We start from the raw sequence: 13,798 nt of genomic DNA on the forward strand, positions 1-13,798 counted from the left end.
TTTGCTTTTTAGACAAACCTAATTTTTTAAACATTTTAGAAGGTACGCAGTAAAAATAAATATTCTGGAAAATAAGCAATAAGCGATTAGGAGATTCAAATTATGGATCAGTTAAATCGATGGAGTACTCGGGGGCACTAAAACATCAATAAAGCAAGTAGCCCCGCTATCGATTGTCAACAGGGTCACTTACTTTAATGTGATTCCATTAATTTGGAGAATAAATGAACTTTCACTCTACTCCGATGGTCATCCTGAAAGAATTATCAACCATCGGAAGACCTAACATTTCCTTTCCCAAACCAAATTGATACACAACAAACTCATAACTTCCTGGATCGCTTGGCGCTTTGAAAGAAATCTTTCTATTTTGTGGAGTAATTTTATTGGATTTAGAATCTTTCGATAACCGAATAGGCAAGTTAGAAAGACCATTTAGTTCAATTTGCTTATTTCCTAATAAGACAACAAGGACGTATTCCTATAATCCCTCAATACTTGGACCAACTAAGAAGTTTAATTCAACCATTTCTCCTATTGATACATTCAAATAAGGACTTGGATTATTTATTAACTCACTTTTAGAATCTGTAACATTTAATCCATATTAAAGTATTCGCAGATTAACTGAAAAAGACGTTTTTTCTTTGTTTAAAATAAAAACAGTTTTGTGGGATTTTCGTGGCATAAAATAAAAAAACAGCGCAGACACATTGTTAAACCAACATGTTGCACTGTTTAAGGAAGCCACTTGCCGGGCTTGAACCGGCGACCTCTTCCTTACCATGGAAGCGCTCTACCAGCTGAGCTAAAGCGGCATTATCATTAATACAAATAATAGGATAACGAATATTAATGTATTTGTCAATATATTTTTTATCAAAAAAATGTGTTTTTGTACTAATGAAACAATTCACATAAAAAAGTAAAAATAACAAAAAATGCTAACGGTTTCTTCGAGAATATAGTAAAAAAATTCAAAAAAAGTATTGCGTTATTTGAAAGAAATTGATATTATATTCATGTACTTGATTCCGGCATAGCTCAGTTGGTAGTAGCGCATGACTGTTAATCATGATGTCGTAGGTTCGAGTCCTACTGCCGGAGTAAATAAAGCTTATGCAAAAAAAAGAAATCCAATTACTTGGGTTTCTTTTTCTTTTATTATGATGATGAATCAAGCTTTCTGTTTTTGTCACGTATGTTATAATCTTTACGAAAGAGTAGGGTTGGCTACTCATAATCAACCATACTTCCCATCATCGCTAAATACGAAATAAATCAGCATTCCTACACCGATCAAAGCACAAGCTGCACCAAGAAAAGGGATGACATTCCCAAAGTTATCTGTATTCATAAGTATGCCACCACCCACAAACAAAAAGCCACCAGCAACCAGGTTTTTCATTTAATACATTCTCCTTTCTTACGTTATAGTATTTCCTTCTTTCAATGAGTATTTTGAAAGCTATCTTATTGTATGATGTTCTTCTAGGCCTCTTCTTTATTATACAGGCCATTTTCGTTATCTCATAGAAATATTCCTTTTTATCTGAAAACTATTGTATACCGTATGACATTTTTCTTCATGAAGTCGTAAGTATATTCTCATTCAAATGAAAATTTCATCATAGAAGAGATTGTATTTCTAAATTCTTAAGAGTAAAATACGAAGTGTAACTTGGATTTGGAAGGATGATTGGATGAAAGCTATTACACCGGATATGACAACAAAATTTGACAAACAGTTTCAAGCAAATAACAAACAGCAGGCATTGCAGCGGGCTGTCGTGAAGAACGGGATTACTGCTTCTGCTGAAAATATTTCAGCACATGTGGCGAATACACCAGTATTTTCTATTGATCTAGCTACAGGAAAAGTGGCTAATCAGATGCAATCGGGCCGTTGCTGGATGTTTGCTGCATTGAATACGTTCCGTCACAAAATGCTGAATCAATTCCATTTAAAAGAGTTTGAATTATCACAAAATTACACTTTTTTCTGGGATAAATATGAAAAGGCAAATTACTTCTATGAAAACATCATTGCAACTGGAAAAGAGGCTATTGATAGCCGAAAAGTTGCTTTCTTGCTAACTACTCCTCAACAAGATGGCGGTCAATGGGATATGATCGTTTCATTATTCCAAAAATACGGTGTTGTGCCTAAATCGGTAATGCCGGAAAGTGCGAATAGTTCAAATTCTCGAGATTTGAATAACTACTTGAACAAACTACTGCGTAAAGATGCAGTTGTGTTACGCGAAATGGTTGCTCAAGGAGAAACATTAGACGCTATTGAAGAAAAAAAAGAAGAAATGCTAGAAAGTATTTATAACTTCTTAGCCATCTCATTAGGAACACCTCCAAAAGAATTCGATTTTGAGTACCGCGATGAGGAACAGAACTATCATCTTGACCGAGGATTGACACCACAAATTTTTTATGATAAATACATCGGTGTAAAATTAGATGATTATGTTAGTGTGATCAATGCACCAACAAAAGACAAACCATTCAATCGTTCTTATACAGTAGAGATGCTAGGGAATGTCGTTGGCGGGAAAGAAGTTAAATACCTGAATGTTGATATGGAAACTTTCAAAAAATTAGCGATTGCTCAGCTTGAACAAGGAGAATCTGTATGGTTTGGTTGTGATGTAGGACAATCTTCTACTAGAACCAGTGGCATCATGGCCTTAGATGCTTATTCGATGGATGATCTATTCGATACAGACTTCACAATGACTAAAGCTGAACGTTTGGATTTTGGTGAAAGTTTGATGACCCATGCGATGGTATTGACTGGCGTTGATTTAGTGGACGGACAATCAACAAAATGGAAAGTCGAAAACAGCTGGGGCGAAAAAGTTGGAAAGAACGGTTTCTTCGTTATGAGTGATGCCTGGATGGACGAATATACGTACCAAATCGTTGTAAGAAAAGATTTGTTGACGAAAGAGCAACTAAATGCGTTTAATGAAGAACCAATTGTGTTATCTCCATGGGACCCAATGGGTGCTTTAGCATAGGTAAATAGTTCAATAAAGAGTATGCTATAGATAAAAAAGAGCTGGCTTAAGTCAGCTCTTTTTATCTATAAAGTCCATCTCCTGATTTTTATGGTCCCTGTGCTATAATTCTAAATAAAGGGATGAGGATTGGAAATAATCCTTTTATCATGAAACAAGTATGATGACAAAATAGAATAAAATTGGGAGCAGGGGGAAAAGTCATGGATATCCAAACTGTTTTATCTGAACTGAAACTAAATGGTAAAGTGATTCCAGTTGTTGGCGGCGATGTGAATCAAACTTATCGTATAAAAACAGAGCAGCGTGCTTATTTTTTGAAAATCCATCCGAATGTAAAAAAAGATTTTTTTGAAGCAGAAGTAGACGGGTTAAAAGAGCTAGCTGCATTCGTACGTGTACCAGATACGTACATGCTGGGTGAAACAAGTGAAGGCGCTTATTTGTTAATGGAATGGATCGAGCCGGGAAAAGGAGATCAACGAGATCTTGCTGCAGCTTTAGCTAACCTCCATCAGCAAACAGCGCCACAATTTGGTTTTCGAAAAGATAACTATCTAGGTACACTTATTCAGAAAAATTCTTTTGAAGAAGATTGGTGGATTTTTTTCTTTAAAAATCGGCTTGAAGCCCAGATTTCTTTAGCAGAAGAAACGAATCGTTGGAATGTACAGCGGCAAGAAAAGTATCTGCAATTTAAAGAACGAGTATTGAAATCGGTTGAACCCAAAAAGATCACTCCACGCCTCTTGCATGGAGACCTGTGGAGTGGTAATGTGTTCTTTGACCAGCAAGGACATCCAATTTTTGTCGATCCGGCTGTTTCTTATGGGAATCGGGAACAAGACATTGCAATGAGTCAGTTATTCGGCGGTTTCCGACCGGAATTTTTAGATGCCTATCAAACTATATTTCCATTAGAAGAGGGATGGGAAGATCGACTGCCGATTTACCAGTTATATTATCTTTTGGCACATTTGAATATGTTTGGAGAAAGTTACGGTTCCCAAGTAGATCAATTACTAGAAAGTTTTTAAGAGGAGGGCGTGTTTTTGGCAAAGAAATATACCAAAAAGCATGAAGTTTCATATTATGAGTGTGACATCAATCAAACGATGACATTTCCTTCGATGTTAGGAGTAGTTATCAAAACATCTGAAGATCAAAGCGACCAGTTGGGAAGAGGCAGTGAATTCGTCAATAGCTTTGGACTGACTTGGGTCATCACGAATTATTCTATGGAGATTAATCGTCTGCCTAGAGTCGGTGAAGTAATTTCAGTAACGACTCAAGCCATGGAGTACAATAAGTTTTTTTGTTATCGGAACTTCTGGATCCATGATGAGGATGGGGAAGAATTAGTCAAAATAGAATCTGTTTTTGTATTGATGGATTTTGTGAATCGAAAAATGAGCAGTGTTAATGAAGAGATCATTGCTCCTTTTGAGAGTGAGAAAATCAAGAAAATCAAGCGTCAGGAAAAAATTGAAAAAATCGATTCGGGCTTCATGTTGCCATATCGTGTTCGTTTTTATGATATCGATAGTAATCAGCATGTTAATAATGCGATGTATTTTAATTGGATCATTGATGTATTGGGATATGACTTTTTGACTACGCATGTTCCAGAAAAAGTAATTATTCGATTTGATAAAGAAGTAGAGTACGGGAATGAGATCGAAAGCCATTTTGAACAAGTCCCAACCGAAAATGGTATCAAAACAAAACATGAAATCCGAATGCAAGAACAGCTGTATTGTGAAGCCAATATTATATGGAAAAATAAATAAAAAAGAGGTTGTGACAGAAGTGGTCAGCTTCAAGAAATAAGAAGAAATTTACGAAAATTGTTTCTCAAATTTTTGTAAAATTTCGGCTTAGTTTTCGAAGAAGCTACTTTTGTCACAGCCTCTCTTTTTAAGTTTAGCTATCAGATATTGATGGTTAGTTTTGGATAAACGAAATCAATTCTTCGCCCGTCAAACCATAGTTTACGGCAATCAATAGTTTTAAACGTGCTTTTTGACTATTGATGCTGTTGCAGAAAATAATCCCCATTTCTTCTAGTTCTTTTCCTCCGCCTTCATAATCATAAACAGGCTCTGCGATTCCATTGAAACAACGAGAAACAAGTACTACAGGGATTTTTTGGACAAGGAGCTTTTCTAAAGCTGCTAAGGCTTGAGGAGGGAGATTTCCGGCACCTAAAGCTTCAATGACTAGACCGTCTACTTTCGTATGGGCGATTGCTTCCAATAAGTCTCCTTGCATCCCAGCATATGCTTTAACAATTGGGATAGTCCCATTTACAGCGGAAATATCCAGCCGCTTTGTTTCTAAAAGTTCTTGTAAGAATAAGATTCGATTCTTAGTTACTAAACCGATTGGTCCCAATGTAGGCGTTCGGAAAGTAGCAACATTTGTGGTGTGGGTCTTTGTCACGTAGCGTGCAGAATGGATCTCATCGTTCATGACCACTAATACACCCTTATCTACCGCTTCTTCACAGCTTGCGACGCGAATAGCACTTTCAAAATTATAGAGGCCGTCACTTCCAAGTTCGTTACTTGAACGCATTGCCCCAGTCAAAACAATTGGTAATTTGTCGCCAATCGTTGTATCAAGAAAAAAGGCAGTTTCTTCTAATGTATCCGTACCATGTGTAATCACCACTCCGAATATACCTGATTCATAAGCGGACAAGATACGTTCTTTTAATACCAACATGTGAGAAGGCATGATGTGTGGTGAGGGAAGATTGAAGATATCTTCAACTAAGAGTTCCACATGCTCAGGTATCGTGATTTCTGCATCTAATAACGGGTTTGCCACATCAGGACTAACACCGCCAGTGAGCATGTTTTCTTTCATGGCGATCGTTCCGCCGGTGTGCAGTACAAGTATTTTTTTCATTTTACAGACTTCCTTACGAATAATTTTGCATAGCCGTTAAATCTTATTGTATACTATATAAAAGAGTTTTGCTATCAGTGAAGAATAACAATAGCCAGACTTATTATAAAAAAGCTGCCCTTACTTAAACGAAGAAGACTCGACCTTGACCTCTTAATGCACGGAGTATTTGGTTGAGTTTCTTTTACAAAAAAGCAGTCAAGGGAAAACAATTACGAAGGTGGTCGAAAATGATCAGAATCGGATTAACATCGTTTAAAGAACATGACAAATTAACTGGCAAAAAGAATAACACTCTGTATGAATATGCCGGATTTCTACCCTTAGTGGAATTAGATACTGCTTATTATGGGATTCCTCGAAAGTCCTCTGTTGAGAATTGGATAAACGAAGTACCTGAATCTTTTCGCTTTGTAGTCAAAGTCTATCAAGGGATCAGCGGTCAAGGAGATTGGAAGCCTTATTATCAGACAGAAGAAGAGATGATTACGCATTTTTTAGATGTCATGTCGCCAATGGTAGAAGCTGGAAAGCTTTTTTGCTTTTTAATTCAATTCCCCTCTTCATTCAAGTGTACAAAAGAAAATGTCCAATACTTGCGCAAACTTAGAAAGTGGTTTGAGGGTTATCCTGTTGCTGTAGAATTGCGGGACTATTCTTGGTATAGCGATGAATTTCTTGAACGTACGAGAAACTTTATGTCTCGAGCCGCTTTTTCTTTAGCCATCATCGATGAGCCGCAGCTGCTGAATACAACGATTCCCTTTGATTCATTTGTAACCAATCCGAACTTTGCTCTTTTTCGATTTCATGGCAGGAATGCTCAGGGATGGCAAGCAAATGATAAAGATTGGCGCAAAAAAAGAACATTGTATCGTTATTCAGAAAAAGAACTGCAAGAACTAGCACGTGAAGTCAAAGCAGTTGATTCTAAGACAAAAGAGGTAGGTGTGATTTTTAATAACAATTCTGGCGGGGATGCGGCTGAAAATGCATTAGCACTGCAAAAAATATTAAATATCAATCCGGATGGACTTAATCCAACTCAAATGGATCTGTTTTAAAGGCTTATTTTATTCATGAAAGGGGCGAAGTCTATGATCAAAGCTATTTTTTTTGATATTGACGGAACATTGGTCACCAATCGTTCAAAAGCATTGGAATCAACAAAACAAGCAATTAATTATGCTCGGAAAAACGGCATTTTATGCGGTGTAGCAACGGGTCGCAGCCCAATAAAGATCAAAGAAATCATTGATGAATTGGAATTAGATATGTATGTCGTGTATAATGGTCAACTGGTTTTTACTGCAGATCGAACGATTATCGACCACCCTTTTGAACAAAAAGTATTGGAACATATTGTTGAATTTGCAGATGAGAACCATCGACAAATCGTTTTTGGTGCGAGAAATCGGCTAGATGGATCAACGACGATGCTATTAGGACAATCGATTTTTATCAAGCGGCTAGTCAGCTTTTTACCGCGTAAATTCCCGGTACGTCTGATGAAAAAAATCCTCCAGCTTTTTAGCCCTCACCGGCAAAAGGACCGTTATGAAACATTAGAGATATTAAAAGAACCAATTTACCAATGTATACTGCTTAGTCCGGAGTCAGAACAGAAAAAGTTAGAACATCTATTTCCCGAGTGTACCTTCCAACGTTCAAATACGTATACTGTAGATATTATCCCAAAAGGTGGTTCAAAATTGCTAGGCATCCAAGCTTTCGCAAATGCTGTCGGAATTGAGATGGAAGAAATCATGGCATTCGGCGACCATTACAATGATATCGAGATGCTGAAAGGTGTAGGAATTGGAGTGGCCATGGGAAATGCCCAGAACGAAGTAAAACATGCCGCAGATTTTGTGACCCAATCAAATGAAGAAGATGGCATATACGAAGGACTGAAACACTTTGGTCTGATTTATTAGTCAATGAAAGAAGGAAAACATTAGTATGGAATCAGAGACACCTTTTCAAAAAGTAGAAGCATTTCACAAAATTTTTGATCCAAGAAGACCAGAAATCCCCACAGCTTTTACTGCGATGGAGGCTCATACACGTGCTGCATTCAAAATAGAAGAACTTGTTGAATTTGTTGCAGCTACCTCACCAAGTAAAGTACAACTACATGAAGCTGTTACTCTGCTACACGAAGCATTAGATAAAGCAGAAGAAAAAATACTTGATAAAACAGAGTGGGTAAGTGATCCACTGATTGAACAAGTAGATGCACTGACAGATATCCTTTACTTTACTTATGGTTCTTTTTCATTATTGGGAATAGCGCCTGATCGAATATTTGATATCGTCCATCAGGCAAATATGGGAAAATTGTTTCCAGATGGAAAACCTCATTATGATCCTGTAACAAATAAAGTATTGAAACCTGAGAACTGGCAGATGGAGTACGCGCCAGAGCCTAAAATCGCGGCAGAAATCCAACGACAGATTCAAGAAGCTCTTGCTGGGAAAAGCTCTGCTGAAAAGAGTGCACGCACAAACGAAACAGAGTGATCAGTACTTCACTATTTTTGTTATCTTTATACGATGGAAAAACAAAAGATTTTCGTTTAAGTTAGTGAATGCACGAAAATAGTATGCTATAATCTAAAATAGATGTCTTTTGCACGAGAGACGTATTATTTGGATTTATGCCAAGCAGAACGCCATCTGTTGCATAAAAAGATGCATACTGAAAACGGAGGAACCATAAATGGGAAATAATGTTATCATCGGAATCGTCATTGCAATCATTATAGTCGCCATTGTCGTCTTTTTGGTTAGTTACTTGATGAAGAAAAAAAACCAAGATCGATTGGATGCCTTAGAAAAACGCAAGGAAGAATTATTTGACTTGCCAGTGATTGAAGAAGTCGATGATGTTAAAAAAATGCATCTGGTTGGGCAAAGCCAAAATACCTTTCGTGAATGGAGTCAAAAGTGGAATGACATATCTACTTCCTCATTCGCTGAATTAGAAAGTCAAATTTTTGAAGTGGAAAACCTCAATGAAAGTTTTCGGTTCTTAAAAGGAAAAAAAGCAGTTGTTGAAGCAGAAGCAACAATGGACCAAATGGAGAAACAAGTAACGGAAATCCGTGAAGGTCTGAAGGAATTGCGAGAAACGGAAGAACGCAACTCATTAGCTGTCCAGCAGGCGCTTGATGTCTATGAAGAACTGAAAGAAAAAGTCAGAGAAGACGAGCATGAATATGGACCAGCTCTTTTTGAATTGCAAAAACAGATCAAGATGATCGAAAAAGAATTTACGCAATTCGTGACTTTAAATACTTCCGGCGATCCTGTAGAGGCCCGCGAGGTTTTAGATAAAGCAGAAAAACATACGTATGAAGTGGAAGCTCTGATGAAAAAAATTCCACCACTGTATGAAGATCTCCATACGACTTTCCCTGAACAACTTGAAGAAATCAGTGATACTTATGAGAAATTAATGGAAGAACAATATGTATTCCCTGAAGAAGATCTTGCTGAAGATATCGCAAAAGTAAGTCGAAGAATTGAAAATTCATTAGCCAATCTTGAAAAAACAGAAGTTGAAACGGTCGAATTCGAAAACCGAGAAACAGCTGATTTGATTGATTCGCTATATGACATCTTAGAACGGGAAATGGAAGCTCAGAGATATGTAAAAACTAACCAATCAACGATTGCAGAGTATATCAAACATACAACGAAGAATAACCGTCAATTATTGATTGAGTTGGATCACACCGCTCAAAGCTATACATTGAATCACAATGAAATTGGTCGTGTACGAGGTTTCCAAACTGAAGTGGAAGAAATGGAACGTCAAAATGAACAGATGATTCCGCAGATCCGCCAACACGAAATCCCTTATTCAGAAGTGCGTACGTTCTATAAAACAGTCTTCAAGGTCTTAGAAGATATCGAAACGCAACAAGTAGAGATCGACGACTCATTACATGAATTGAGAAAAGGCGAAAAAGAAGCGCAAGAAAAGATCGATACATTCGAATTTAAATTGCGTAGTTTGAAACGTTTTGTAGAGAAACAACGTTTGCCTGGCTTGCCGAATGATTACCTAGAATTCTTTTTTGTTGCTACTGATCGTATTGAAGAACTAAGTGTTGTCTTGAATAAAATTCGAGTAAACATGGAGGAAGTCAATCGTTTAGTTGCTCTATGCGAAGAAGATCTAGAATTATTAGATAAGAAGACACATGATCTAGTAGATGCAGCAGCACTAACGGAGCAAATGCTCCAATATGCAAACCGTTATCGTCATACACACGAAGAAGTGCGAGAAGCGATTGATAAAAGTTACTATTTATTCAATAAAGAATATCATTATCAAGAAGCATTAGACGAAATTGGTACAGCATTAGAGAGAGTAGAACCAGGTGCTTTCAAACGCATCGAAGATTTTTATTTTAATCATCCAGACTTAGTATAAAGCAAAAAAGCAGTAATCATGCAAGAACAAGACAATCATCCGTCTTGTTCTTGTCTTTTTTTATGTCTATCCGAAGGACGAAACAAGTGAAAATTCCACCTGCTCTTGAAAGCACCTTGGACAACCGTTATAATAGAAAAGAATTTCAAAAAAGAGGGGTTTCTTATGATATATTTTGATAACAGTGCAACGACCCCAATCTTTCCGCAAAGCTTAGATGCATATGTAAAAACCAGTCAGCGGATTATTGGGAATCCATCAAGTCTTCATGATTTGGGCAATCAAGCTAATCGGTTGTTGCAGCAAGCAAGAAAGCAGATCGCTGATTTGATCCATGCAGAACCAGAAGAAATCTTTTTTACTTCAGGAGGAACAGAAGGAGATAACTGGGTATTAAAAGGAACGATGATTGAAAAAAGAGAGTATGGGAATCATATGATCATTTCAGGAATCGAACATCCGGCAGTCAGTGAGACGGCCGAACAATTAAAAGAATTAGGAATCGAAGTAAGTATCGCCCCAGTAGATAAACGCGGATTTGTACGTGTTGACGAATTGAAAAAATTAATAAGAAAAGAGACAGTTTTGGTCTCTGTTATGGCTGTGAATAATGAAGTAGGATCGATTCAGCCCATCCAAGAAATCAGTGATCTTTTGGATGATTTCCCTAAAATTCATTTCCATGTAGACGCTGTTCAGGCAATCGGAAAAGTACCATTCTCGCAATGGTTGACAGGGAGAGTGGATTTTGCAACATTTTCAGCCCATAAATTCCATGGTCCACGGGGAACGGGTTTCATTTATTGGAAAAAGGGTCGTCGTTTAGCACCATTACTGACAGGTGGAGGACAGGAAAGAAATCAACGAAGTGGGACAGAAAATGTTCCAGGTATTGTGGCTATGGCTAAAGCTTTACGTTTATCATTAGAGATAAAGAAACAAAAACCTGAGCAGACACAACGCTTAAAAGAAGCTTTGATCAATGCGTTGAAGTCGTATGATAAAGTGACGATCTTTTCAGAAGGAACCGACTATGCGCCGCATATTTTATGTTTTGCTCTAAAAGGAATTCGTGGTGAAGTTCTCGTCCATGCTTTAGAGGAAAAGCAAATATTTGTTTCTACTACTAGTGCCTGCTCCTCACGTAAACATATGGCAAGCAGTACATTGCACGCGATGCATGTACCAAATGATTTGGCTACATCTGCTATTCGAATCAGCCTAGATGAAAATAACTCATTAGCAGAAGTGGAACAATTTATGATTATTTTCAAGCAGCTTTATAAGAAATTTTCTGCAATCAATTAAAAGAGGAGTGTTCTTGTGAAATACAGTGAAATTATGGTCCGTTATGGAGAGCTTTCGACAAAAGGAAAGAATCGAAAAAGCTTTATCATGCAACTAGCACAAAATGTCAGACAAGCTTTGAAAGAATTTCCAGAAATCAAAATCCATGCTGATCGCGACCGGATGCATCTTTTGTTGAATGGTGCAGACAGTCAGCTAGTTATTCCAAAACTAGCAAAAATATTTGGGATCCAAAATTTTTCTCCGAGTATTCGGGTAGAAAAAGATGTCGAAGTTTTGAAACAAGCTGTTCAAGACATCATGAAAGAAATTTATACAGGGAAAGAAACATTTAAAATTATCGCTAAAAGAAGCGATCACCAATTTGAATTGACAAGTAATGAATTGAATCAAACATTAGGCAATGCTGTTTTTGATATTTTCCCTCATATCCAAGTTCAAATGCGTCAGCCCGATATTCCATTACGTGTAGAGATTCGTCGTGACGGCGCTTATCTGTCGTATGAAACGATCAAAGGAGCTGGCGGGTTGCCTGTAGGAACAAGTGGAAAGGGAATGCTCATGCTTTCTGGTGGGATTGATTCTCCTGTAGCAGGATATTTTGCAATGAAGCGGGGAGTGGAAATCGAAGCTGTTCATTTTGCTAGTCCACCGTATACAAGTGAACAAGCACTGCAAAAAGCAAAAGACTTAACAGCGAAACTAGCGCCATATGTAGGAACAATCCATTTTATTGAAGTGCCATTTACCGAGATTCAAGAAGAAATCAAAAAATCAGTGCCACAAGGATATTGGATGACGATCACTCGTCGAATGATGTTGCGGTTGACCGATGAAATTCGCCGTATTCGTCATGGTCTAGTTATTTTGAATGGCGAATCATTAGGTCAAGTGGCTTCACAAACCTTGCAAAGTATGGTGGCTATCAATGAAGTAACGAATACGCCAATCATTCGGCCTGTAGCGACAATGGATAAACTTGAAATCATTGAAGTAGCAGAACAGATCGATACATTTAATCTTTCTATCCAGCCTTTTGAAGACTGCTGTACGATTTTTGCTCCTCCACAGCCAAAAACACGCCCTCAACTGGAAAAGGTCCATCAATATGAAGAGCGTTTAGCAATAGATGAAATGATCCAACGAGCATTAGCTGGCTTGAAGATGGAAGAGATACAAGCAGAATCTTCTAATGAAAAAACTGAAGAATTTTCAGAATTGCTATAAGAGGTTGTGAAATCAGTGTTTTGAACTAATGTCGAAGATTAGCTGATAAATGATAAAAAAGAGAAATTTCCATGAAATAGCGACCCAAATAGTTAATTTTTGGGTCGTTTTATTTGTCTCACACCCTTTTCCTTCCTACCTGTAACCTTGCTCCCGAGTTAGAAACATGTTACACTAAATATGTGAAATTATTAACAAGGAGCGTCGTTATGCGAGAAAAAACAGATACACTGCCAAAAGCAACTGCGAAAAGGTTACCTTTATATTTACGCTACTTAAAGATGCTGGATGACTCAGGCATAAGTAGAATCAAATCAAATGAGTTCAGCGAAATCACCCAAATTCCTTCTGCAACGATCCGCAGAGACTTCTCGCAATTAGGCGAGCTAGGCAGAAGCGGATATGGCTATGATGTCCCTTTCCTTATCGATGTATTCAATAATATCCTTAATACTAAAGAAGAAAAACGAATCGCATTAGTCGGATACGGAAATCTTGGCAAAGCATTGAAACATAACAATTTTAGAAGAAATGAAAATCTAAATATCGTGTGCGTCTTTGATAATGATCCAGCACTGATCAATCGAGTCATTGATGGAGAATTGATCTATCCGATTGATCGTTTCGCGGAGATAGCCAAAGCAAAAAATGTGACAGTAGCAATCTCTACGGTACCAAGTAAATATTCACAATCTGCTATTGATGAAATTGTCAAAGGGAATGTAACCGCTATACTTAATTTTGCACCTGACCGAGTAACTGTCCCAGCTTATGTCAATGTTCAATACATTGATTTGACAACCGAGTTACAGACGCTTATTTACTTTGATGAGAATTACTCAGAAGTTTTTTCTTAGGAAAATTTGAGTAGGCT

The 13,798-nt window shown here is 37.5% G+C and carries 12 protein-coding genes, 2 tRNA genes and 1 pseudogene (1 of these 15 only partly in view); 11 read left to right on the forward strand and 4 right to left on the reverse strand.

The window, feature by feature from the left end; genetic code table 11:
- Together A5816_RS13725 and A5816_RS13735 are read right to left on the reverse strand one after the other, a co-directional pair.
- Positions 1 to 100 (reverse strand): annotated as a pseudogene (locus A5816_RS13725) (hypothetical protein) (its annotated part extends 239 nt beyond the left edge of the window); the annotation flags it as partial.
- A gap of 645 nt (positions 101 to 745) precedes the next feature.
- Positions 746 to 818, reverse strand: a tRNA-Thr gene (locus A5816_RS13735).
- A 215-nt stretch (positions 819 to 1,033) separates the two neighbouring features.
- Between A5816_RS13735 and A5816_RS13740 the strand changes: the two genes are divergently transcribed.
- Positions 1,034 to 1,107 (forward strand) — tRNA-Asn (locus tag A5816_RS13740).
- A gap of 136 nt (positions 1,108 to 1,243) precedes the next feature.
- On the opposite strand, the gene A5816_RS16345 is transcribed toward A5816_RS13740, so the two are convergent.
- Complete coding sequence (locus tag A5816_RS16345) at positions 1,244 to 1,408, reverse strand: hypothetical protein (RefSeq protein WP_002372850.1); 165 nt, start codon at positions 1,406 to 1,408, stop codon at positions 1,244 to 1,246.
- A 295-nt stretch (positions 1,409 to 1,703) separates the two neighbouring features.
- Here A5816_RS16345 and A5816_RS13745 point away from each other — a divergent pair, with 295 nt between their 5' ends.
- The 3 genes from A5816_RS13745 to A5816_RS13755 all read left to right on the forward strand — a co-directional run bounded on the left by A5816_RS13745 (position 1,704) and on the right by A5816_RS13755 (position 4,822).
- Positions 1,704 to 3,032 (forward strand): aminopeptidase C, encoded by a 1,329-nt coding sequence (locus A5816_RS13745; RefSeq protein ID WP_086311542.1) that lies wholly within the window; start codon positions 1,704 to 1,706, stop codon positions 3,030 to 3,032.
- Between the two features lie 203 nt (positions 3,033 to 3,235).
- On the forward strand, positions 3,236 to 4,069 hold the full coding sequence (locus tag A5816_RS13750; protein ID WP_086311543.1) for a fructosamine kinase family protein: 834 nt from the start codon (positions 3,236 to 3,238) through the stop codon (positions 4,067 to 4,069).
- Positions 4,070 to 4,084: 15 nt separating this feature from the next.
- Complete coding sequence (locus A5816_RS13755; RefSeq protein WP_010733323.1) at positions 4,085 to 4,822, forward strand: acyl-ACP thioesterase domain-containing protein; 738 nt, start codon at positions 4,085 to 4,087, stop codon at positions 4,820 to 4,822.
- A gap of 154 nt (positions 4,823 to 4,976) precedes the next feature.
- Here the strand turns inward: A5816_RS13755 and A5816_RS13760 are convergent, their stop codons facing one another.
- Complete coding sequence (locus A5816_RS13760; RefSeq protein ID WP_002314249.1) at positions 4,977 to 5,945, reverse strand: asparaginase; 969 nt, start codon at positions 5,943 to 5,945, stop codon at positions 4,977 to 4,979.
- A 230-nt stretch (positions 5,946 to 6,175) separates the two neighbouring features.
- On the opposite strand from A5816_RS13760, the gene A5816_RS13765 reads away from it, so the two are divergent.
- The 7 genes from A5816_RS13765 (at position 6,176) to A5816_RS13795 (ending at position 13,781) form a co-directional block, all read left to right on the forward strand.
- Positions 6,176 to 7,009, forward strand: a complete 834-nt coding sequence (locus A5816_RS13765; RefSeq protein ID WP_002372832.1) for a DUF72 domain-containing protein — start codon at positions 6,176 to 6,178, stop codon at positions 7,007 to 7,009.
- 33 nt (positions 7,010 to 7,042) lie between these two features.
- A complete protein-coding gene (locus A5816_RS13770) occupies positions 7,043 to 7,882 on the forward strand; it encodes a Cof-type HAD-IIB family hydrolase (RefSeq protein ID WP_002335498.1) in 840 nt (279 codons plus the stop codon).
- Positions 7,883 to 7,907: 25 nt separating this feature from the next.
- Positions 7,908 to 8,468 (forward strand): HAD family hydrolase, encoded by a 561-nt coding sequence (locus A5816_RS13775; RefSeq protein ID WP_086311544.1) that lies wholly within the window; start codon positions 7,908 to 7,910, stop codon positions 8,466 to 8,468.
- 199 nt (positions 8,469 to 8,667) lie between these two features.
- The gene (locus tag A5816_RS13780) at positions 8,668 to 10,389 is read left to right on the forward strand and encodes a septation ring formation regulator EzrA (RefSeq protein ID WP_002310211.1); all 1,722 of its coding nucleotides are present in this window, start codon (positions 8,668 to 8,670) and stop codon (positions 10,387 to 10,389) included.
- A gap of 165 nt (positions 10,390 to 10,554) precedes the next feature.
- On the forward strand, positions 10,555 to 11,697 hold the full coding sequence (locus A5816_RS13785) for a cysteine desulfurase family protein (RefSeq protein WP_010733327.1): 1,143 nt from the start codon (positions 10,555 to 10,557) through the stop codon (positions 11,695 to 11,697).
- A 15-nt stretch (positions 11,698 to 11,712) separates the two neighbouring features.
- A complete protein-coding gene (gene thiI, locus A5816_RS13790) occupies positions 11,713 to 12,924 on the forward strand; it encodes a tRNA uracil 4-sulfurtransferase ThiI (RefSeq protein ID WP_002310213.1) in 1,212 nt (403 codons plus the stop codon).
- A 209-nt stretch (positions 12,925 to 13,133) separates the two neighbouring features.
- Positions 13,134 to 13,781, forward strand: coding sequence for a redox-sensing transcriptional repressor Rex (locus A5816_RS13795; protein WP_086311545.1), 648 nt, complete (start codon positions 13,134 to 13,136; stop codon positions 13,779 to 13,781).
- Positions 13,782 to 13,798: the final 17 nt, after the last annotated feature.

The sequence above is a fragment of the Enterococcus sp. 3G1_DIV0629 genome, assembly GCF_002141285.1.
Lineage (GTDB): Bacteria > Bacillota > Bacilli > Lactobacillales > Enterococcaceae > Enterococcus_B > Enterococcus_B lactis.